Raw genomic sequence first — 21,119 nt, 5'->3', positions numbered from 1 at the left:
CTCCAATCTACGGAGCGTCTCTTTTCATTAACATTCACTTATCTCATATTTCCGATAACGCTGCTGCGTTGATCCGCCATTTTTTTAATAAAATTGGTCATGAGATCGAAGGCTTCGTTTCTCTTATTCGTCAAGCTTTGCATGCGAAGCATATCCATTTGCTGGCTGCTGTTTAAGCTATCGATTTTGCCGCGAAGAGACTCCAACGCGACGTCTACATCGGCTTGAGACCATTTATTCGATGACGGGACCTTGATGCCGTTCTCGGTTAATTTTTTATGCAAATCCGCATCCAATGTAACGCTGGCTTCCGGTTTTGCCGGACGACTCGCTTTTAATTTGCTTATAATTTCATTCAATTTGGCAATCTCGTTATTTCTAGCTTGAATGGTTTCCATTTGACCTTTCAACTGCTCTTCCAACACATTGGCACGTTGGGACTGAACTTGCATTAATGCGGTTTCCAAATCCATATTGGAAAATTGAGCCGTAACCATTCCTTGTGCATTGACCGACCCGATTGCATTCTGAGTCGCTTGACCGCCGAGCGCAACTTTAACCGAGCTGTATGCCGAATCGTTCATCATTAAACCTACGCCGCCTGCAATCCCGATCACGAATGTACCAACGATAGATAAAGCCATTTTCTTATTCATTCTTTTTTCCCCCTGCGCTTGTCGTTGGTTTGATTATAGCACTGAAGTTTCGACAAGTCTGTTATGTGTAACACAGATCGGAAAAATAGACAAAGCAATGCATACACGATTAAATCCGGCTCACATACGAGCTCTCACCGTGCGGCTGTATTCGGTCGGGCTCATGCCGGTGGCCTTTTTGTACGCTTTCGAGAAATAATGGACGCTGCTAAATCCAAGACGCGCTGCGATTTCGGTCATGCTGCACGATTCCTCGCGGATCAGCTCCTTCGCCTTCTCTATTTTCAATCTGGCGAAATACTCCATAATCGAATAACCGGTTCCGTTCTTGAATATTTCCTTCAGCCGTGTTTTGGCAATATGAAGCGACTCGCTTATATCCTCCAGCGTCAAATTGCCGTCTATATGCTCCTCCAGAAGCTGAATGACCCGCTGCGTGATGCTGTGGTTCTCCTTCTCCCGGGAGCTGGAGGACAGAGCGGGCTTCGTTAGTTCATCGTCGTTTTTGCGCAATAATTGAATAAGCAGCGTTTCGAGATACAGCTTGATCAGCTGCTCGGAACCGATTCGTGCATCACTGCGCCGATTAGCGAATAACGGATACGAAAAAGGAAAGTAAAACGCCTCCGTCCCCTCCTTGACGATTTGGGCCAGCAGGTTCCGTTCCGAATCCCCTAGAGCCATCACCCGGTTCTCGAAATGCTTCATCGCTTCGGAATCGCAATCAAAGGTAAGGACGATGAGATTAGGCGCTTTTTCTTTATGAGCATAAAAGCTGTGGAATTCGTTCGGCTTATGGAAAATAATGGTCCCTTGCTTCAAAATGTGCCGCTCCGTATCCGTCAGCACCTCGACCTCGCCTTTGTCCACATAAAGAATTTCCCAAAAATCATGACGCTCTCCTGAAAAAACGTAATGTTTGCCAAATTCAAAATAATACATCGTAATAAGATTTCGAATGACAATCGTTTCGTTCAGGCTCGTCCTTTTATAGTCCGTCATGCTATGTTCGCCCCTTGAGCGTATTGTTAAACCTACCTTATGATACCGCCGATTCTTATGAGGGGTAAAGCCGAAAAGACAAAAAATGCGGCTTCCAGGACAAAGAAATCTCCATGCCCACCTCTTATACTGAAGGGAGCGGCAGACGAACCTATTGGGAGGTAATGTAACGATGAGAATTGGAGTCATAGGCTATGGGGCAAGAGTTAGAGGGGTTATCAATAACGAGCTGAAAAAGCTGGATCCGCAGCTGCAAATTGCGGGGCTTGTAGACATTCAACCGGCGAAGCACGAGCTGGCACGGCAGGACGGCTCCTGTAACGTGCGCGTTTTCGATACCGTTGAAGCCATGCTGGAGGAAGAGGAGCTTGACGGGATCATGATCGGAACGCGCTGCTCGCTGCATACTCCTATGGCGCTCAAGGTGCTGTCGAGCGACTTGCCGGTCTTTTTGGAGAAACCTGTGGCTACAAGCATGGAAGATGCGCTCCAGTTGAAAAAGGGCTACGAGGAAGCAGGCAACCGCCGTGTCGTCGTATCGTTTCCTTTGCGCGTCACCTCCATCGTTCAGCTGGCGAAAGAGATCATCGATTCCGGTAAAATCGGCACCGTCGAGCACGTGCAGGCCGTCAACAACGTGCCTTATGGTAACGTCTATTTTCAGGGCTGGTACCGGGACGAGGAAGAGACAGGCGGACTTTTCCTGCAAAAAGCGACGCACGATTTCGATTACATCAACTATGTGCTCGGGACGAAGCCCGAAACGGTAGCTGCGATGGTATCCAAGCAAATCTTTAAAGGAACCAAGCCCGCAGGACTCCGATGCGCCGAGTGCGACGAGAATAGAACCTGTCCGGAGAGCACGGCGTTCCGCACCGACTCTTTGAAGGACGATTGGGCCTACTGCTGCTTTGCTAGCGATACCGGCAACGAGGATTCGGGCAGCGCATTGATCCGCTACGAGAACGGGATGCACGTGTCGTACTCGCAAAACTTTTTTGCCCGCAATAAAGCAGCGGCACGCGGAGCCCGTTTCCTTGGCTACAAAGGAACGCTCGAATTCGACTTCTACACCGGAGCGATTAAAGTATATATGCACCATTCTCCTCGTGTGGAAACGTACGAATTTACCAATGAAAAGGGACATTTCGGCGGGGACACGGAGCTGAGCCGCTGCTTCTTGGGGCTGATGGACGGCAGCATAAAAGAATCGGTCTCTCCGCTCGAGGACGGGCTGCTTAGCGCGCTGCTTTGCTTAAAAGCACGGCAATCGTCAGTAACGGGCACATTCCAGCCCATCGCGTGGGAATAACTCCCTGCTCTCCGTCAGGAAGGACTGAATGGAGTGCCGGTGGTCTGGAATAGAACGTAAAAGGGTCCAGACTATTGTCCTTTTGGGTTGGAGGACAAGGTTTGGACCCTTTTTCTTTACTTTACTTCTCGTGCAAATCAATGAGGTATACGTTGCCTTGGGTGCGCTCGTTATGGGTATCCGAAGTGAACAAAATGTATCGGTCGTCGTGGCTGAAGATCGGGTGCGGATGGACGTCCTGGACGGTGAAGCTGCTGTTGTGGCGGCATAGAAGCGTCATATCCAACTCGCGCTGCCGCCAATCCGTTCGGCACAGGTGAATGCTCTGGGCGTCGATAATCCCGTCGGTTACGAGCAGCGTGTCGTCCGTGCTGGCAGTAAAATGCCCGTACGCCGTCATCTCCGGCAAAAAGCTCAATTCGGTGCATTGTCCGTCCGTTGTGTCCATGAACCCTACAAAGCTGACGATTTGCCCCTGCTCTCTCGGGCTGTCTTTCATGGCGGGATCGTTGGGCACTCCCCGGGTTCCGTGATAGATGACCGCCTTGCCCTCGCTGGCCCACATCTCGTGACAAATCCAAAGCGACGGTCCCCCGTCCGATTCATCCCTTACTTTGGTGATCACGCCATGGTCATACAGCCAGATGCGCTGCTCCACCATCCCGCCCTCGTGATTAAACAGCACGATGCTCGGATCGTGCGGATGAAACTGTACGTGCGTCACCCAGCCCTGATGCGCAAACGAATACAAGGTTTCTCCCGTGGCCGTATCGACAACGACAATATGAGAGCTCATCCGCTCCTTCTTCACTTTATCCCGGATCAGGCCGAACGGATTCCCCTCTCCGACTGCGAACGCATCGGCATCGATATACGGAATGCAAGCATACCGTCCGTCGCCGGACAAATGAGTGAATCCAGTCATGACCCTCTCCGGAAGGACGTAAATCACGCGCTCGTCCAAAGTGTGTACGTCAAGCAGCCGAACCTCGCAGCCCTGAATATACAGCAGCTTCCCTGCAGCCGGAGCAAAGCTGGGACTCGCTTTCGCCAGGCCGCGATACGGATTGCCGTCGTAATAGACGTAGCTCTTCATATAGCCGTCCCGGTTGTCAGTCAATTGAACGGCCATGCCGTCGTCCAGCGCCAGCTTGAACAGATTGGGACTGCCCGTCCCCGCATCACTGATGAAGAGAATATGCCGGTTATCAGCCGTGAAGCTGCTGCTTGTAAAATAAAGATGATGATGGTTGCCGGGCAGCGACGTGAGCTGGGTCACCATTCGTCCCGTCTGGTCATCCTTGCGCTTCACCATCTGATGCTTCAGAACATAGCCTTTATGAGCGTTCATTTGCACCCTTCCTCTCCTTGAAAAAATCGCGGCAGCCAGCTCCGGTTCGCCCGCAGCAGCGCATCGGCCAGCTCGCCAAGCTCGGAGAAGTCGGCGAGCCCGCTAAGCGGATCAAGGCTTAATGCTTCAAGCAGTGTTTCCCTGCTGCCTTCCAAGGCCGCCTTGACCGTCAGCTCATGCACATCGGCATGCAGCCGGCACAAGCTGCCGATCGGACCGGGCAGCGCGCCCGATGCCCACGGATGAACCCCGTTCCGGTCTACAGTGGCCAGCGTCTCTACGACGACATCCCCGGGCATGTTCGTAAGCTGGCCCTCATTCGGGACGTTTACGATGGCCGTCGTCTCACCGCCGGTGATGACCGCCTTCATGATCTCGCACATTTCCTCCCCGGACCGCTGCCACGAGACCTCCTTCGCCCCGCTAGCCAGCGCGCGGATGTTGTCCAGCTGCTGAACCTTCGAGAAGCGTCTCGCATCGACCGTTGTTTTCAATACCCCGTATTTCATGCCGTATCCGTTTCTCACATTGCACAAGCTCGGATAAAACTCGATCAGATGCCGGTCTCCGGCAAGCGGCAAATAGCCGAAGTGGCGGCACAGCGCCAGCTTCGCAGCGCTTTTATTGTGAAACGAATCGTTCACCCGCCCCTTCGCCGGGTCGTCCTCAAGCTCCCAGCGGTCGTTGGCATACTCCCTAATTTGCGGCAGCACGTCTTCACCGCGAAGCTCGGCCTTGGTCAGCCAGATGAAATGGTTAACCCCCGCGACCGTATAGCTGAAGCCTTGCTCGGGAAGCCAGCGGTATAAGTAATCCGTAACGCTCATGTCTTCGGGCTTGTGCAAGCCGAGCATCGGGCCGAAATATTTCGGAGCGGCATGAAGCTCGTGGCACATCCCGACTACCTTGACCGTTCTCGCCGCCATGCTCATGGCGCGAGTTACGGCGCTCATCGGATTGGTCACATTGAGCAGCCATGCCCCGGGACACATCTCCTCCATCTCCTGCACGAGCTCGTAAGCAACCGGCACCGTCCGCAGCGAAGCGGAGATACCGCAGGGGCCAACCGTCATCGACACCGGCTGGCGGATACCGTATTGGATCGGCAGCTCCAAGTCGTTCCAGAACGCGTCCATGGCGCCGGGACTGAACGTTGTCAGCACGAAGTCGGCCCCTTGCAGCGCCTCCTTCCGCTGTTCGACGATACGAATGCGGTATTCCTTGCCCCGCAGCCGGTTGAAGGTATGCAGCATCGCCGCTACCGCTTCGACATGCTCCCGGTTCGGGTCGACCAGCCGGATTTCGCCCCCTTGGATTTCGTCCAGCAAATACACGTCGCGCATAAGGCCCGGCATCCAGTTGACGCTCCCGCCGCCGATGACCGTTAATACGATCGAACCCATTTGCTTCGCCTCCTTGTTGTGTTGAGACTCCCATACCATCAGAAATAAGAGTATCAGTCGAGGCTTGAAACCGTCTTCATTTATCTTGTTTTTATCGCCGTAAATTCACCTATCTTGCTATAATAAATAGGAATCATTATACGGTTATTCCAGTGGAAGGAGCAGCCATTATGAGCAGATCGGAAATTCCTTATGACCGGACTCCGCCCTTTTCCATCAGCTATACCCATGAGCGCGAAACCGGGAAACGACCCGTAATCCACCATTATCACAACGGATTCGAGTTCGATTTTTTCGTTAAAGCCGACCTGGACATCTTCGTCAAGGATACTAAATATACGATCCGCGACGGCGATTTCTTTTTCATTAACGAATATGAAATTCATCGCATCTTTTACCATCCTAACAGGGCCTATGCAAGATACGTGATTAATTTCAGCAAAGATTTTATTCGTAGCATGCTTCGTGAATCGGGGCTGGAGGAAGTGTTGGAATGGATGGTGACCCAAGGTCCGCGCAAGGTGGAAACGAAGCCGGAGCAGCGCAGCAAAGTGATTGCTCTCTTCGATTCCCTTGTCAAATCCTATGAACGAAATCGTCAAACCGGCGATCCGCTGGCTCAAGCCAAAGTGAAGCTGCATCTTCTTCTGCTGCTGATCCAGTTCAAGGAGCTGGCCCAGGTCCAGCCCCCTCCCGCCGCCTATAACCCGCACATTAAGGAACTGATCCGCTACATCGACGATCATTACATGAATCCGATCACACTGGAACAGCTTCAGCAGGAGTTCCAGCTGAGCAAATATTATATCAGCCACCTGTTTAAGGAAACCACTCATTTCACCGTATTCGAATATATTCTGAACCGCAGAATCGTGGAGGCGAAGAAGCTGCTGGAGCATACGGAGCTGCCTATCATTCAGGTTGCCATGAGCTGCGGCTTTAACAACCTTCAGCATTTCTATCGAATCTTTCAGCGCCATGTGCAGCTGACGCCTCTTCAGTACCGTAAAAGCTTAAGATGAGAATCGGGTTCCCGGATCGGCTCAAGTGCGGATCTCTTCCCATCGTTTCCTTAACGCCGCCAAATCCTCTGTGAAGTTCTTCATCAGATTAGGACGCCTTCTCACCGCAAGCGGATGGTAGGTAAACCCTATGGGAATTCCCTGAAAATCATGCCATGCTCCTCTCAGCTCTTTCACACTGATATTCTCTTGCAACGGCAGCAACGATTCCGCAACGACGTTACCGAATCCGAACAGCAGCAGAGGCTGCTTCTCTCTTAGCTGCATCAGCAAATGAGAGGAGCAAGCCTCACGCGCCGCCGGCTTATCATAGGCACGAATCGGCCTGCATTTCAGCAAGTACGTCACATAGACCGATTCCGTAGCCAGACCCGCTTCCCTCATGCCTCTCTGCAATGTCTCCCGTGTCCCGCAAAGAAAATCCTGTCCCTCCCGATCCTCGCGCGCCCCCGGGTTATCCAGAATCATCATGAGCTTCGCTTCCGGATTCCCTTCGCCCCAAATAACGCGGCTCCTCTGCTTGGACAGCTCACAGCGATCGCATAGCTGTATATCCGGAGGAGCCGTTTCTTCCGGTAAAATTACGAATGGTGCATCGTTTAAACGCATCATGGAGGATTGATCCTTTCTGTCGGTTTTGTGCTGAAGTTAGTCTTCACACACTTGCAATTGCACATCCAGCATACCGGGCTTTTATTATGTATTGAAACTGGAAATGATTCACATACTATCCCGAATACAGCAATAAGGAGAGACCTCCCGTGTTCTTTCGATTCAGGAAACACAAGCAGTCAAAAAATTTCCGGAGCCATGCGGTGCAGGATCAGCCGACAGACCATGATCCTTCTTCCGGTCTGGGAGGGCCTCTTGCTGAAACGCTCGGCTTATTACGCAAGCATTTAGGAACCAGCCCGGACATCGTGCTCAGGGAATTGGAAGACGGGGAGAACAGGCACAGACTCGCCCTATGCTATATCGACGGTTTGATCGATAGCACCCTGCTGACCGAATCCTACTGCCGGGGCTTCTCTATGCCACTATACTAATCCGGCAGAAAAAATGGCGGAGCTCCTCCCATTGATTTGCTTCAGCATCCGCGCGTATCCATCTGGCGGAAAAAAACGGCCGCTGCCTCTTAGAGACTGCGACCGTTTTTTCTTTTGATCATTGTACCTTATTTCCAGTAAATTTCGTTCAATCGATTCCAGCTCAAATATTCGGTGGAAGGAAGCACCTCATCGGCTGCGCTTAGCACAATCGGATCGCCAATCCCGACCGCTACCATGTTAGCGGCACGAATTGCCTCCAAACCGGCTGCTGCATCCTCGATACCGATGCAGTTTTTCGCCGGAACGCCCAGCGCCTCCGCTGCTTTGAAGAATACCTCCGGATCCGGCTTGCCCCGCACCAATGTCCCGGCATCAACGATATGGTCGAAATAGTGACCGATGTTCAAGCCCCCGATAATCGCCGGAGCGTTCCGGCTGGCCGATGCTACGGCCATACGAATGCCGGCTTCCTTCAATTGCTCGAGCACCTCACGAATGCCCGGCAGCAGATGCTCCGGCCGGATGGCACGGATCAATTCAACATACCGCTCGTTCTTGCTTGCCATGAACCGCTCCTTGTCCGAGTCCGAATAGGCCTTGCTCGACCGTTCAAGGATAATCTCCAGCGATGTTCTCCGGTCAACACCCTTCAACCGTTCATTGATCGTACGGTCGAACGGAATGTCCAGCTGCTGCGCCAGCTCAAGCCATGCCTGAAAGTGGAATTCGGCCGTATCGGTAAGAACGCCGTCCAGATCGAAGATTACCGCCTCCGGCTTGCGGTTGCTTACCGTCACCGGACTATCAACGGTTAATTTCACACCCAAATGCAGCAGTACGATCGGCTCTCCCTCGAGCACCTCATAGGTCGTTGACGTTGTCCCAATCCGGACGGAAAGCAAGCTGCTCCGGTAACGCATACGGAACGAGCAGCCTTCCCAGTTGGAAGGAAGCTTCGGTTGAAACGACAGCTCCCCGTTCGTCTGTCTCATTCCCGCAAACCCGTTGACGATCATAAGCCAAGTGCCGGCCATCGATGCCGTATGGATCCCGTCCTTCACATTGCGGTGGTAATCGTCCAGATCGACCCGCGCGGTCTGTTGAAAGTAGTCGTAAGCCTTCTCCACATCGCCAAGCTCGGCGGCGACAATGCCGTGGATGCACGCCGAGAGGGATGAATCGTGCGTGGTAAGCGGCTCGTAAAAATGATAATTCCGCTGCTTGTCCCAGCTGGTGAAGCGGTGGTTTTGCAGGAACATAGCCATCACCAGATCGGCCTGCTTCAGCACTTGATGGCGATTAATGACAAGCTGATGGTAATACAGCATGAGCGGATAGCGCTCCTTGGGGGTATTGGCAAAATCCCACGGCGCCTTGTTCAGGAATGAGTCGTCTTGACCGATCAGCCCCCGCTCCCGGTGGATGTACATGTGCTCGGCAGCGTGTGCCCAACCGGCGACCTCCTCATCCGTAAGCCCCATGCCGGCTTGCAGCTCAGACCAGCGCTCCGGGCAAGCCCGCTTCATCTCGTTGGCTGTACGGACCGCATATTCCAGCTGATCCTTCACCATCAGGTTCGTATACGTATTGTTGTCGATGACCGTCGTATACTCATCCGGTCCCGTTACGCCGTTGATACAGAAGCCGCGGCCTTCGATCCAATCTCCCGCGTCCGCGAAGAAGCGCGATGTCTCGAACAGCATCTCGGCGCCTTCTTGATACAGAAACTCTTTATCATCCGTAGCCTCGACGTATTTCTTTAGAGCATAAGCAATATCCGCGTTGATGTGATACTGCGCCGTGCTGGCCGCGTAATAGGCCGACGTTTCCTCGCCGTCAATCGTCCGCCAGGCATACAGTGCTCCCTTTTGCGACATTTCCGCGGCGCGCGCTTTCGCTTTCGGCAAAATATGATGGCGGTATTTCAGCAGCTGCTTCGCAATGTCCGGCTTCGTGTACAGGAAGAACGGTAGCATATAGGTCTCGGTATCCCAAAAATAGTGTCCGTCGTACCCTTCTCCGGTAATGCCCTTCGCCCCAATATTCGTACGCCCGTCGCGTCCGACAGACATTAGCAGGTGCAATGCGTTAAACCGCAGAGCCTGCTGTAGCGCTTCGTCCCCTTCCACTATGACATCGGCGGTTTTCCAGAAGTCTTCCAGGTAACGCTTGTGTTTGTCCGCCAAGGCATCGAAGCCTTCCTCTTTAGCGGCCGTCACCTCTGCATGAGCTAGCTTCGGCAGCTCAGCCTCAGCATAGTCTTTCGAGGAGTAATAGGCAATGTACTTATGAAGTACAACGGAATCATATTTGTAGGCGTGTACGCGGAACCGGTGCTCAAGCCGCTGCTCAGCCTGCTCGGACTCCAGCTGTGCGTCATGACTCAGACGATGATCCATAGCGCAGACCAGCGTAAAACCGGTCATCTTGGTCTGCTGCACCATCGCACCGCAAGATCCCTCTTGGATCATGCCCTTCGTTTGCAGAACCTGCCCCCGAAACGCGGACCCTGCCCGAGGGTCATGGGCCGCCACTTGATTGCTGACGGCGCCGTTGATGGCCGAAACCAACGTAAGCTCTCCCGAGAAATTGAGCGGCGTCGCTTCATATCGGACAACGGCCAAATGCTTGTTCGTCAGCGAGGCAAACCGCTCGATACGGATGCGGACCCGTTTGCCCGTCTCCGTCTGCCATACTACGCTCCGTGTCACCGTCCCGCGCTGCATATCCAGCGTGCGCACGTAATCCTCGTGCTTGCCTGCAAACAAGCTGAACTTCTCGCCGTCCACATACAGCTCGATCAGCTTGCCGTCCGTTACATTCAGCATCGTTTGATGAAATTCCGGATGCCCGTAATGACGTCCTTTGCTGTAGGCAATAGGGGACGAATCGTAAAAGCCGTTCAAATACGTCCCGTGAAGCGTCGTCCCCGGAGGACCGTCATATCCCTCCTCGAAATTGCCCCGAATCCCGATATAGCCGTTACCTACCGCAAATACGGTCTCGTCCCGTTGGTTCGTCCCGGTATCGAAGGACCGTTCCGTAACGGTCCATGGCTCAAACGGATATATGATGTCGCCTGTTCGCATCGTCTACACTCTCCTGCCTGATTTACGTTTATTTCAAAATGGCGCCGTCGTTTGCCAGTCTCTGCTGCAGAGCCGCAGTATCCAGCTCCTGTGGCGAAATGCCCGAGACGGCCGACATGGCGGCTGCCGTTCCGGCGGCTTGCCCCGTTGCCATACAGCTCGGGGACAGGCGGGTCGTCGCCAGCGCTTCGTGGCTGGTCGAAATGCAGCGTCCTCCTGCAAGCAGATTATCGATCCGTTTTGGCAGCAGCGTGCGGTACGGAATGTCGTAAGCTCCGTCGCCTGCAATCCAGGCCGCAGTGACCCCTTTGCTCTTCGGATCGTGGATATCGATCGGGTACCCGCTGCGTGCAATAACGTCCGCTGCACGGCGCCCTTCCGTAACGTCCTCGATTTGCAAGCTGTATTGTCCGTCCAGGCGGCGCGTCTCGCGGATACCGATTTGTGCGCCCACCTGCGATATCGAAGCCTTCTCGAAGCCGGGCAAGCTGCTTCTCATAAAGTCCGCCACCATCAGCACCTGCTTGCGCCCGATTTCCTCGGCCTCGGTCAAATGCTCGACGTTGGTGCCGTCCAGCCCTTGCACGCGGGTCATATTGACCAGCACTTCGTCTTCCTCCGGACCGGTGAAGAACAGCACCTGATCCCGATTTATCGGAAGATTCGCTTCTTTCCAATGCTTGTAGAAGCCTTGTACGGCAGACAAAGGAAGATTCGGCAGCTCCGCTACCGGCGTTTTGCGGTAAAATTCGTCCGGATGCTCGATCATATACTGCTTGACAGCGTCCAGATTGACGCCGCGCATCCGGAACTTCATCGTCATCGGCTGTGTCAGCCGATCCGCCTCGCGTCCTTGCAGCACCGGCGTTCCCGACAAATAGGCGAGATCCGCATCGCCGGTTGTATCGACGAACGTTTTGGCTTGAATCGTGATGGGACCCGATTTCGAAGAGACGCGAACGGACTCGATATGGTCGCCGTTCGTCTTCACTTCATCGACGAAGCTGTGCAGCAGCAGCTTGACTCCCGCTTCCTTGAGCATATCGATGACGAGCACCTTGTACACTTCCGGATGGAACGGCGTAATCGTATGAACGAATCCGCAGGTGTCGCGCACGTGGCCCGGAGACGCTTTGAGCGCCTGAAGACGGTCGACGATTTCTTGCGCTATCCCTGCGATAACCTGCTTGCCTTCCATCGTATGGAAGGTCATCCACGGGTAGACCAGCGCCACGGTGGACATGCCGCCAAGAAAGCCGTATCGTTCGATAAGCAGCGTTCTGGCTCCGGTCCTTCCCGCTGCAATAGCCGCGTTAATCCCGGCAGGTCCGCCTCCGACGACGACTACATCTGTTTCTATCACTTGATTCATGTCTTTAAACCCTCCAATTGTGTGCAGTTGTGTTAACGTTTCCGGATGAGCTTTACCCTTTTACCGCGGAGCTTGCAATCCCTTCGATAAACCACTTCTGGAAAATCGCCACAATGACGATTAGCGGCAGCAGCGCCGAGACGGAAGCCGCCATAATCAGCGTGTAGTTCGTGCTGTTCTCGTCCACGTAGTTGGTAAGCCCCAGCGGGATCGTATACAGGTCGTTATCGCGCAGGAAAATCAGCGGATTCTCATATTCGTTCCAGTGCCAGGTAAACGTCAAGATGAGCAGCGTCACGAGCGCAGGCTTGGTCAACGGCAAAGTAATTTGCCAAAATTGACGCCAAAAGCCTGCTCCGTCAACCCGTGCCGCCTCCAAAATTTCGTTTGGCAGCGTGCTGAAAAACTGACGCATCATAAACGTGCCGAGCACCGAGAACATCCCCGGCAATATGACGGCCCAATGCGTATTGATAATGCCTAGCTTATCGAACAGAACGAATCGGGGAACAAGCAAAATTTGCGCCGGGATAATCATGGTCGACAAGTACAGCAGGAACATCGCCTCCCTGCCCTTGAACCGCAGCTTGGCAAACGCAAAGCCCGCCAGCGAGCTGGTTACCAGAACGCCTACGACGGTAATCAGCGTAATCTTGATCGAGTTCCAATAATAGAGGAAGAACGGATATTTCCCGAACCATACTTCCTGGTAGTTGCCGAAATACCATTTCTTCGGAATCCATTCAATCGGGTATTTGAACAAATCTGCCGGCAGCTTGAACGATGCCGAAATCATCCACAAGAACGGCACGACGGCGAGCACTGCAAGCAAGGTGAAAACCACTGTAGTAATTAGCTTGAAAGCCGCATTCCTGCTTTTGGCCGAATACAAGTTCATTTGCTTCTCCTCCTTCTCCTAGAAATGACTTTGCCAGCGCTTCTGGCCCTGCCATTGAATCATCGTAATGATAAAGATAACGATAAACAGCACCCATGAGATTGCAGCCGCGTAACCCATCCGGTAATGCTGGAACGCCTCGATGTAAATATGGTAGGCCAGCACCATCGTCGAGTTAACGGGTCCGCCCTTCGTCATGACGGCAACCGCCGCGAAAACCTGAAACGTGGAAATAATCAGGGTAACGGCAATCAGAAAGCTGGTCGGCTTGAGCATCGGAACTGTAATCTGGAAGAAGCTTCGCAGCTTGGACGCTCCGTCAATGTCCGATGCCTCGTACAGCTCTTTGGATATCCCCTGCAGGCCCGCCATGTACAGCACCATCGTATACCCCGTATACGTCCAGATAACCATGATCATGATCGCGATGAGCGCCCATTTCGGATCGGCCAGCCAGCCCGGAGGCGAATCGATGCCAAACGAGCGCAGCGCCGAGTTGATCGGTCCGTTAGTCGGATTGTACAGCACGCTCCAGACGACGGATATCGCCACAACGCTGCTGACATAAGGCAGGAAAAATAAAACCCTAAGCACATTTTTCAAATAAACGAACTTATTCAGGACTACCGCTACGAGCAGACCGATCGCCATTGATACCGGCACGGTGACTGCAGTAAATATGACGTTATTTTGCAGTGACTTCAAAAAATACTCGTCAGTCGCGAGCTGCTTGAAATTATCCAGACCGGCCCAGGTCATACCGGCGAAGCCTCTCATGTAATCCCAGTCCGTAAAGACCATAATCAAGCTGACAACGAGCGGAAACAGCACAAACACCAGCACGCCCAAAAAATTAGGCAAAATGAACAAATAGCCCGCCAGCGTCTCCGCCAGCTTCTGTCGATTCCTCTTCATCGCATTTCACACCTCTTAACGTTAGTACCTTCATTGTAAAAAAGGACCGCCGCGGACGACATGGCTGAATCTCGCCGCTTTCAGGGTGATTCTACGAATTTCGACAAAAAAAGCCCGCATCCGCTGATGGCGGATAACGGGCACGGGCAATACTTTACTTCTTCACGCTTTGAATCGCTTGATCGCCGCGCTTCTTCATAGCTTCAAGCGTCTTATCGATCGGCTGGACGTTCATGAAATATTTCTCCGCCTCTTCCTTCATCACATTCGTGATTTGGGAGAACGCTTCGGATTTTACGCGGGTTGCGAAGGTGTAGTTCGCTTTCAGCACCTGGCTCAGAGACTGCTCATCGAGAATGCTGCCCGAATCGCCGACGATCAGCTTCGTCACCTTGTCGAAGTCGGCTTTCTTACTTGTTGGAATGCGGCCGCCGGCTACCATATCCATGCTGCCCTCCGTGAGGTACCAGGACATGAACTGGAACGCGGCTTCCTTGTTGGCGCTGTTGGCGTTGACCGACATGAAGTCGTTCATTCCGCCGTTGTTGACGTTTTTGCCTTTCTCCAGCTGAGGAGCAGGCGCGAAGGCAACCGCAAAATCGCGAGGATATTTGGTCGTATCCTTCAAGCTTCTCATCATCCACGCGCCGCCGTACACCATAGCGGCTTTTCCGGTCAGCAGCTCGTTAGCCGGGTCCAGCTTGTTCGCGATCGCTTCCGCCCAAGGCACCATGATGCCTTTGTCGTACAAGCTCTTCTGAATATCGAGACCCTTCTGCATGGCAGGGTTGTTAAAATTCGTCTTGCCGTCATCCGTGTAGAGCGAATCGTTCGGCTTGGAGCCGACCAAAGTGAATTTGCCGATCAGCAAATCCGCACCTGGCGTAACAAAAGCACCCTTCATCGCGCCTTTATTCAGCTTCTCGGCCAGAGCCGCGAACTCATCCCAAGTCCAGTCGGCAGGCACTTTCTCGCCCGCCGCCTCCAGCGCCTTCTTATTCAGAACGACGAAGTCGATGTTCTTGTACCCCGGCAGGTAATGGATTTGATCTTTGTATTTCATGACATTGTCGTTGCCGATAACCTCATCGACATTGAAGTTCGCTTTCTTGATAAGCTCGTCCAGCGGTGCGGTCATCCCTGCATTTTCCCGCCTGAACAAGTTATTCTCGCCGTAGCTGAAGAACAAGTCCGGCGCATCGCTTTGCGTCATCAATGCCGTGTCCAGCTTCGTATTCCCGGTATCATCGTTGACATAGCGCACATACTCCACTTGAATGTCAGGATGGCTCTTGTTCCAGTTGTCGATAACCGTTTTCGGCCCATTCTCCTCCGGAACGCCTCCCCAAACCTTCAATTTAACAACTTTTGCTCCCGATCCGTTATTATTAGCATTTGCAGCAGAGTTGTTATCCTTGCTGCTTCCGCATCCGCTGACGACCATTGTTGAGGCAAGCGCCAGAGCGACGGTGCCCTTTACCCATGTCTTCAAGTCGATTCCCCTCCGATTTTTTCGTATATATGCTGTTTGCGTTTTCAGATTAACAAAACGCCGGCAGGGATGAGAATGGACTATTCCTTCATGAAACCGTCGAATTCTTGGATGTTGGCATTCGTCCCAATACATGCTTGCGGAACTCCAACGGGTACATTCCTTCCATTTTCTTGAACAGCTTGCTGAAATAGTTGGAGTCGCCGTAACCGACCAATTCGGCTATTTCATAAATTTTGTAGGATTGATCCTTAAGCAGCTCTCTTGCTTTGTCCATGCGGATTCGCGTTAAATAGTCCATGATCGTTTCACCGGTTTCCTTCTTAAACAACACGCTCAGATAGTTTTCCGTGAAGCCGATCTCTTTGGCGATTTCGAACACCTTCAAGTTTTCGTTATACCGGTTTCGGATCGTTTCGATGACCTCCTGAATTTCCGGACGCCACACTTTGCCGGTCAGCTGCCGTACATAATCGAAATAAATCCGATTCCAGCCCGTGAACCAGTTGTATATCTCCTGAAGCGTCTCCAGGCTGCGGACGGCATGAAACGGATAGCGGTTATCGTATAATGGGACCGAATACAGATCCCCGCCCAGCTTGGTGGCATAGCTTCCGTACACATGCACGAGCTGAATCCATTGCTCCCGAAGCTCGTCCGGATGCTCCAGGCCCGCGCTGGAGGCCAAGTACCAGTCTCTTGCCTTGTTCAATGCGGCTTCCTCGTCCCTCAGCTCGAGCAGCTTTACCCATTCCTCTTCTATCTGCGGGCCGGCATGCGCGGTATATCGCCCCGATACATAGCGCATGATCCCTCCGCAACCATGGTAGAACCGGTGAAGCAGCGCCTCCTCCGCTTGGAGAAAGCCCGTATGCATCTCGTTTAAGCTTTCCAGCGGCTGCGAGATGCCGGAGGACACCGAGAGCTGCAGGAACGTTTGCACCGCCGATCCTATTTCTGTCAGCATTTCGCAGGGATCGGTACTCGCAATCATGGCAAATCGTCCGTTATCGATTTCAACAAATTCGTCTTGCTCGTACTTCTTGCCGATTTCCGTCAATATATTCATCACGGTGAAGTTCAGAAGCCGCTCGCTGCGGAACCGGTTTTCATCCAGCTCTTCCTGGTAGCGATCTAGCGCCATGCTGACGATGTAGTACGGCTCGCTCGGCTCCCAGAAGCCGAATTCGCCCATGAACTCTTGGACATCCTGAGGGGAGCACGCCTTGACGAGCAAATCCTTCAAGCGCTTCTCCTTCGCTTCCCTGCTGTATACACTCATCTTGAACTCCCGAACGGACGCCTGAAGCTGCCGTTCATTCTCTTGAACGACCTGCTCCTTCAGTGCAATCAGCTTATGCAGCAGCTCGTCCGGCTCCATCGTCAGCTTCAGCACATAATCGACGGCACCAAGCCGCAGTGCTTTCTGGACATATTCAAAATCATTATGACTGGATAAAATCAAGCATTTGGTACCGGGAGATTCGATCTTCAACCTCTCGATCAAAGTGAGGCCGTCGCATTCCGGCATTCGGATATCGGTAAGCACAATGTCGCATGCGGATTGACGGATCATATCCAGCGCCTCAAGTCCGTTGGACGCCTCGCCGATCAGCTCGAAGCCGTACTGCTCCCATGGAATAATCGTTTTCAGCCCGATACGCACTAAGATTTCGTCGTCGGCAATCAATACGCGGATCATCTGGCTCCCTCCTCATCTTCCGGTTGTACGAGCGGCATGCGGATCGTAACGGCTGTCCCTTCCGCCTCATTGCTTTGAAGCTCCACACCATAACCTTCTCCGTAATGCATCCGCAGACGCTCATGAACGTTACCTATACCGATTCCGTTGTACCGCGCATGCTCCGGTTGGAGTGCCGCTTTCACCTCGTTCAGCTTCTCTTCGCTCATGCCTTTCCCGTTATCCTTGACAATAAGTACCAAGTCACCGTTCGTTTCGGACGCCGAGATGCATATAGCAAGCGGTGTACGATTGCCGTGGATGATGCTGTTCTCCACGATAGGCTGCAGCGTAAATTTCAAAATGCCGCAGCGTTTGAGCGTTTCCGGCAAATGCGTCTCGATCTGCACATTATCGTGAAAGCGGATTTTCTGCAAATCCAAATAATCCTGCAAATAAGTGAACTCTTCCTCCAGCGTAATGATCTCCCCGTCGTTCTTCATCGTAAATTGCAGAAGCTTGCCGAGCTTAGTTATCATTTGGCTTACATGCTGAGAGCCTGACAAGACGGCCATCCACTTGATGGAATTGAGCGTATTGAAGAGAAAATGCGGATTGATTTGCGCCTGAAGTGCTTGGAATTTGGCGGCTTCCTTCCGTTTTTGCTCCTCCGACAGCTTGTCGATCAGCCCTCTCAAGTTGGCGGTCATCCTATTAAAATGAACGCCCAGCTTGGCTATTTCGTCTTCCCCTCTCACATGTACTTGAGCGTTGAAGTCCCCTTGCCCCAGGCGATTCATGGAATGGAGCAAGCCGCGGATCGGACCGGTAAACCGCAGCATTAGTACAACGAACACCATCGTGAACACCGCAAACAAAGCGAACAGCCACAGAAAGGATTGATACTTGATCCGGTTCAATTGTCCCATCAGCTCCGTCTGCGGAACAAGCTCGATCACCTTCCAGCCGACGCGCGGAATCGGTACCGTACTGTAGAAATAATCTTGACCGTCGACGGTCAGTCTGGATAAGCTTCCCCCGTGTTCCTGCCCGGAGGCTTCCGCTATTATCGGCTCATACGACTCGAGAGCCCGGTCGCCTTGCACATCCAGCACTTTGGATTCGCCCGATACGAGCAGCAGCGTATTGCCTTTATCCCCTTCATCCGTCGATGCCGTTCCAGGGAAGAACGATTCGGCCGGTATTGCGATGAGGGCCAAACCAAGCCCTTCTTCTCCTAGCGGAGATTTGATAAGCCGGGTCAGTACGAACCATTTTTGTACATCCGGGCTTTCTCCTCCCAATGTCCCTTCATACGGCAGCTGCCAGTAAGGCCAGCCTTGCTTGCTTATCGTCATCCCATACCATGGTTCCTTTACAAGCTCGTTGAATGCTGGCCGGCCTCCGTAATCGACAGATGAGGAATGTACGAATCCGCGAAAATCAACCACTGCTACTACAGCATTGCTGTCCATTATGATGCCCTTAATATTCATCAGTTTCTTCTGGACATTCTGGTATTGCTGGAACGAAGCGTAATTGCCCGTCCATTCCGGGGACGCTTGCAAAAAATTTTGAAGCTCCATATCATTAACGATCAAATTCGATGCGTTCATCATGCGCTCCGACAGATCATCCATATTGGCGGCCAAATTGCGCATGGATTCCTGCTGGCTGCGGTCGATCTGCTCTCTAAGAACCGCCTGTGATGATGTGTAAGAGTTATAAATAATAAAGGCGACCGGCACGATGATGCAAAGAAAGAACGACAGCAGTATTTTGCCCCTTATCGATGTGAATGGCTTAGCGAAGCTGCGTCTCATTACCGGACCCCCTTGAAATGATTGCTTAACTAAATAAATATACCATAGGGAATCATTGAAAAAACCGGTGCAAAACTATGCAATTTCTGGTCAAAAGTGTGCCGTCCGTTGAAGAACGAGAGAACTGCTCAAGTTGGTGCGGACCGTAAATCCGTTATTTTACCAAAAATGGTTCTTCTTGCAGGATGATCGGACTACAGATCCTTTATTTCGAAAAAATACACCGTTTTTTCCGTTAAAAAGAGCAAATAGCGGACTCTCGGTCCGATCGCACTCCGAAAGCAGCATCATTTCAAGAAATAACGGATCTCCTGTCCGACCCTCGAAAGCCTGGCTGGAAGGCATATCCCGCCGAACAATACAATCAAAGGCCGGGTTTCTTTGGTTTTGCTCAACAAAAAAATCCAAGGCTTGTCCTTGGATTTTCTCGATTCCTTGCCACACTACGCCCTTCGGGTGTTTCTTTTCCCGCTGCTTTCCCCTCACTAGCCGACCGTCAATCTCGGGTATACATGCTCTGATCCTGCAATCGTATCAGCACCTTGCCGAATCGGCCTCCCTGCTGGATCTCCACCTTGTCCTCAGGGTAAGTCCGCTGCAAATAGTCGGTGACAATCCTCCGGTTCCGGTCGTCGGCAGGCAAACCAAACATTTTCAACCAGTCCATAGCCTCTTGAAGCGCCGTTTCTCTGGATACCACCGTGTTCTTCATTTCCCGGGTTACAAGCGACTCATAGGAATAGCCTTTTAGGTACAATAAATTCAGCAGATAGCCCATCTCCATATGCTTGGTTATCATAGGCCGCTCAGTCACCAGAGGCCAAATCTCACTTACCAGACTATGCTCCCTGGAGCCGACGGACATGCTGATATAGCAAAACTGCCGCGCACAGCTCAGCACCTTCTCCACACTCTCCCAATCGACAATAACCGGACACATGGAGACAAAGACGAAGTCAAAGGCTTTCCTCCACCCTCTTGCTTCAATATCGATGTCCTCGAACGGCTCCGTCACAACCTCCACCTTGCCGTTCGGCAATCCCGCAATATTGTCTTTCAGAAGCTCAGCCAACGGAAGACTAGGCTCCACGGAAGTAACAGCAGCCCCCCTCTCTGCAAACGGTACAGTAAATCCGCCCGAGGCCGCTCCAACGTCCAGTATGGAGGAATCTTTGAAGCCGACACCCTGGCCTTCCAGCCAATTCATTATGCGTTTGGCCCTTCGTCTGCCTTCTTCGTTAAATGCTTGCTCGTTGAATGACTTGGCCTTATCGTCAAAAGCATGCACTGGATCTATCCCGGCTTGTTTCATCTTGTTCACTCCGGTTTGCATATCCTCCTTCCAAGCTTTTTCCCATACGGCTTCATTAAAAAGATCGTTTGTCATCTTGCTGCAGCTCCCTCTAATAAAATTTGAAAGACTTTAAAGACTCTTAATATCTATAATATTATCAAAAAAAAAGCAGCCGTTTGTTACAGAACAAACGTTACTTTTTTGGCAAGCTCAGACATTTTTTGCTCTCGCAGGTATTCCTCCATCTTCTCTTCCGCCGAAACCATCGCTTTCTGAATCAAGCAATCGGGTCCATGGTTCAAATCACAATCGAATAAGGAGGCTGTACCTTCTATGGCATGGATGATATCCAGAAACGAGATCTCTTCCCAATTCCGCTTTAATCTATAGCCGCCATTGGCGCCTGAAGTGGATTCAATCATTCCCGCCTTGACGAGCTTGGTTAGTATTTTGGATAAATACGTTGGTGAAACCCCTTGCCGCTCCGCCAACTGCTGTACGCCAATAAGCTTATTCGGGGTGGCTGCCGCAAGAAAGAGCATGGTGTGAAGGGCATAGTTCGTCGCTTTCGAAAATTTCATGGTGCAGTCTCACCTCGATTACAGACTTTATTTATCCATGATAGCTTTAAAGTGTGGGAATGTCAAGTCATGAGAGATTCTATCGTTAACGAGATGCCTGTATAGTATAGAGCAAGGGGCATTTTAAAGTTTTTACAAGGGCATTTTTGTGATTTTATTAGTACTTGTTGACAGAAAAA

At 52.1% G+C, this 21,119-nt stretch carries 17 protein-coding genes; 3 read left to right on the top strand and 14 right to left on the bottom strand.

Features of this window, described 5'->3' with window-relative positions; all coding sequences use genetic code 11:
- Window positions 1-38 precede the first annotated feature (38 nt).
- Together ACFQ88_RS09090 and ACFQ88_RS09085 are read right to left on the bottom strand one after the other, a co-directional pair.
- A complete protein-coding gene (locus ACFQ88_RS09090) occupies window positions 39-656 on the bottom strand; it encodes a hypothetical protein (protein ID WP_239633093.1) in 618 nt (205 codons plus the stop codon).
- Window positions 657-776: 120 nt separating this feature from the next.
- A complete protein-coding gene (locus ACFQ88_RS09085) occupies window positions 777-1,658 on the bottom strand; it encodes an AraC family transcriptional regulator (protein ID WP_239633091.1) in 882 nt (293 codons plus the stop codon).
- Window positions 1,659-1,830: 172 nt separating this feature from the next.
- Between ACFQ88_RS09085 and ACFQ88_RS09080 the strand changes: the two genes are divergently transcribed.
- Window positions 1,831-2,970, top strand: coding sequence for a Gfo/Idh/MocA family protein (locus ACFQ88_RS09080; protein ID WP_379453882.1), 1,140 nt, complete (start codon window positions 1,831-1,833; stop codon window positions 2,968-2,970).
- A 121-nt stretch (window positions 2,971-3,091) separates the two neighbouring features.
- On the opposite strand, the gene ACFQ88_RS09075 is transcribed toward ACFQ88_RS09080, so the two are convergent.
- Complete coding sequence (locus ACFQ88_RS09075; protein ID WP_379453881.1) at window positions 3,092-4,321, bottom strand: oligogalacturonate lyase family protein; 1,230 nt, start codon at window positions 4,319-4,321, stop codon at window positions 3,092-3,094.
- Window positions 4,318-5,724, bottom strand: a complete 1,407-nt coding sequence (locus tag ACFQ88_RS09070) for a family 4 glycosyl hydrolase (RefSeq protein ID WP_379453880.1) — start codon at window positions 5,722-5,724, stop codon at window positions 4,318-4,320. Before ACFQ88_RS09070 ends, ACFQ88_RS09075 begins: the two co-directional genes overlap by 4 nt.
- A 170-nt stretch (window positions 5,725-5,894) precedes the next feature.
- Here ACFQ88_RS09070 and ACFQ88_RS09065 point away from each other — a divergent pair, with 170 nt between their 5' ends.
- Complete coding sequence (locus ACFQ88_RS09065) at window positions 5,895-6,746, top strand: helix-turn-helix transcriptional regulator (RefSeq protein WP_239633083.1); 852 nt, start codon at window positions 5,895-5,897, stop codon at window positions 6,744-6,746.
- A 21-nt stretch (window positions 6,747-6,767) separates the two neighbouring features.
- Here ACFQ88_RS09065 and ACFQ88_RS09060 read toward each other — a convergent pair whose 3' ends face one another.
- Entirely contained in the window at window positions 6,768-7,358 is a 591-nt protein-coding gene (locus ACFQ88_RS09060; protein ID WP_379453879.1) for a uracil-DNA glycosylase, read from the bottom strand.
- 203 nt (window positions 7,359-7,561) lie between these two features.
- Between ACFQ88_RS09060 and ACFQ88_RS09055 the strand changes: the two genes are divergently transcribed.
- Window positions 7,562-7,792 (top strand): hypothetical protein, encoded by a 231-nt coding sequence (locus ACFQ88_RS09055; RefSeq protein WP_379453878.1) that lies wholly within the window; start codon window positions 7,562-7,564, stop codon window positions 7,790-7,792.
- A 128-nt stretch (window positions 7,793-7,920) separates the two neighbouring features.
- Here ACFQ88_RS09055 and pgmB read toward each other — a convergent pair whose 3' ends face one another.
- The 9 genes from pgmB to ACFQ88_RS09010 all read right to left on the bottom strand — a co-directional run bounded on the left by pgmB (window position 7,921) and on the right by ACFQ88_RS09010 (window position 20,940).
- Window positions 7,921-10,884: a beta-phosphoglucomutase gene (pgmB, locus tag ACFQ88_RS09050; protein WP_379453877.1), complete on the bottom strand. Its 2,964-nt coding sequence runs from the start codon at window positions 10,882-10,884 to the stop codon at window positions 7,921-7,923.
- 28 nt (window positions 10,885-10,912) lie between these two features.
- Window positions 10,913-12,256, bottom strand: coding sequence for an FAD-dependent oxidoreductase (locus tag ACFQ88_RS09045; RefSeq protein ID WP_379453876.1), 1,344 nt, complete (start codon window positions 12,254-12,256; stop codon window positions 10,913-10,915).
- A gap of 52 nt (window positions 12,257-12,308) precedes the next feature.
- Window positions 12,309-13,154, bottom strand: a complete 846-nt coding sequence (locus ACFQ88_RS09040) for a carbohydrate ABC transporter permease (protein ID WP_379453875.1) — start codon at window positions 13,152-13,154, stop codon at window positions 12,309-12,311.
- A gap of 18 nt (window positions 13,155-13,172) precedes the next feature.
- On the bottom strand, window positions 13,173-14,069 hold the full coding sequence (locus ACFQ88_RS09035) for a carbohydrate ABC transporter permease (RefSeq protein ID WP_239633071.1): 897 nt from the start codon (window positions 14,067-14,069) through the stop codon (window positions 13,173-13,175).
- A 154-nt stretch (window positions 14,070-14,223) separates the two neighbouring features.
- Entirely contained in the window at window positions 14,224-15,561 is a 1,338-nt protein-coding gene (locus tag ACFQ88_RS09030; RefSeq protein WP_239633069.1) for an ABC transporter substrate-binding protein, read from the bottom strand.
- Window positions 15,562-15,649: 88 nt separating this feature from the next.
- Window positions 15,650-17,263, bottom strand: a complete 1,614-nt coding sequence (locus ACFQ88_RS09025; RefSeq protein ID WP_379453874.1) for a response regulator — start codon at window positions 17,261-17,263, stop codon at window positions 15,650-15,652.
- Entirely contained in the window at window positions 17,260-19,065 is a 1,806-nt protein-coding gene (locus tag ACFQ88_RS09020; protein WP_379453873.1) for a cache domain-containing sensor histidine kinase, read from the bottom strand. Before ACFQ88_RS09020 ends, ACFQ88_RS09025 begins: the two co-directional genes overlap by 4 nt.
- 496 nt (window positions 19,066-19,561) lie before the next feature.
- On the bottom strand, window positions 19,562-20,452 hold the full coding sequence (locus ACFQ88_RS09015; protein ID WP_379453872.1) for a class I SAM-dependent methyltransferase: 891 nt from the start codon (window positions 20,450-20,452) through the stop codon (window positions 19,562-19,564).
- A gap of 86 nt (window positions 20,453-20,538) precedes the next feature.
- On the bottom strand, window positions 20,539-20,940 hold the full coding sequence (locus ACFQ88_RS09010) for an Rrf2 family transcriptional regulator (protein ID WP_239633060.1): 402 nt from the start codon (window positions 20,938-20,940) through the stop codon (window positions 20,539-20,541).
- Window positions 20,941-21,119: the final 179 nt, after the last annotated feature.

The organism is Paenibacillus sp. NPDC056579 (assembly GCF_042793215.1).
In the GTDB taxonomy this organism is placed as follows: Bacteria; Bacillota; Bacilli; order Paenibacillales; family NBRC-103111; genus Paenibacillus_S.
Note: the sequence above shows the minus strand (reverse complement) of the source record. Positions and strands in the feature narration are given on the sequence as shown.

Excerpts from the sequence above, each read along its gene's own strand:
- ACFQ88_RS09035 (WP_239633071.1), bottom strand. The coding sequence starts at position 14,069 with ATGAAGAGGAATCGACAGAAGCTGGCGGAGACGCTGGCGGGCTATTTG.
- ACFQ88_RS09015 (WP_379453872.1), bottom strand. The coding sequence starts at position 20,452 with ATGACAAACGATCTTTTTAATGAAGCCGTATGGGAAAAAGCTTGGAAG.
- ACFQ88_RS09075 (WP_379453881.1), bottom strand. The coding sequence starts at position 4,321 with ATGAACGCTCATAAAGGCTATGTTCTGAAGCATCAGATGGTGAAGCGC.
- ACFQ88_RS09060 (WP_379453879.1), bottom strand. The coding sequence starts at position 7,358 with ATGATGCGTTTAAACGATGCACCATTCGTAATTTTACCGGAAGAAACG.
- ACFQ88_RS09040 (WP_379453875.1), bottom strand. The coding sequence starts at position 13,154 with ATGAACTTGTATTCGGCCAAAAGCAGGAATGCGGCTTTCAAGCTAATT.
- ACFQ88_RS09080 (WP_379453882.1), top strand. The coding sequence starts at position 1,831 with ATGAGAATTGGAGTCATAGGCTATGGGGCAAGAGTTAGAGGGGTTATC.
- ACFQ88_RS09010 (WP_239633060.1), bottom strand. The coding sequence starts at position 20,940 with ATGAAATTTTCGAAAGCGACGAACTATGCCCTTCACACCATGCTCTTT.
- ACFQ88_RS09085 (WP_239633091.1), bottom strand. The coding sequence starts at position 1,658 with ATGACGGACTATAAAAGGACGAGCCTGAACGAAACGATTGTCATTCGA.
- pgmB (WP_379453877.1), bottom strand. The coding sequence starts at position 10,884 with ATGCGAACAGGCGACATCATATATCCGTTTGAGCCATGGACCGTTACG.
- ACFQ88_RS09025 (WP_379453874.1), bottom strand. The coding sequence starts at position 17,263 with ATGATCCGCGTATTGATTGCCGACGACGAAATCTTAGTGCGTATCGGG.
- ACFQ88_RS09070 (WP_379453880.1), bottom strand. The coding sequence starts at position 5,724 with ATGGGTTCGATCGTATTAACGGTCATCGGCGGCGGGAGCGTCAACTGG.
- ACFQ88_RS09020 (WP_379453873.1), bottom strand. The coding sequence starts at position 19,065 with ATGAGACGCAGCTTCGCTAAGCCATTCACATCGATAAGGGGCAAAATA.
- ACFQ88_RS09065 (WP_239633083.1), top strand. The coding sequence starts at position 5,895 with ATGAGCAGATCGGAAATTCCTTATGACCGGACTCCGCCCTTTTCCATC.
- ACFQ88_RS09045 (WP_379453876.1), bottom strand. The coding sequence starts at position 12,256 with ATGAATCAAGTGATAGAAACAGATGTAGTCGTCGTCGGAGGCGGACCT.
- ACFQ88_RS09090 (WP_239633093.1), bottom strand. The coding sequence starts at position 656 with ATGAATAAGAAAATGGCTTTATCTATCGTTGGTACATTCGTGATCGGG.